Below are 250 nucleotides of genomic sequence, written 5' to 3' on the forward strand. Positions count from 1 at the left end.
ATTGTATTGATTTTCAGGATTTAAGTTTTCACGCTGCTTTGTCCTGAACATCAAAACCAAGATTGCGTGTGAACTGAACGAGTCCTGCCTGAATGCTCTTGGTTAATTTACGTTTCTGGTCTTCACGCAACGATATGATCGGCCTTGTTCGCTGGTGCGCTCGCGCTCCTTCCCTCTGAGTGCCTATCGTCAACATCAAAGGATCGGCCCGAAAGATTGAATCCAAAGCATCGGGGCTTGTCATCGAATC

General features: G+C 46.8%; 1 protein-coding gene. It reads right to left on the minus strand.

Features of this window, described 5'->3' with window-relative positions; translation table 11 throughout:
• Positions 1–28 precede the first annotated feature (28 nt).
• Positions 29–250: hypothetical protein (locus H6B31_RS17000; protein ID WP_204899555.1), on the minus strand; the 222-nt coding region annotated here is incomplete at its 5' end.

This window comes from Pseudoflavonifractor capillosus (assembly GCF_016899775.1).
Classification (GTDB): domain Bacteria; phylum Bacillota; class Clostridia; order Oscillospirales; family Oscillospiraceae; genus Lawsonibacter.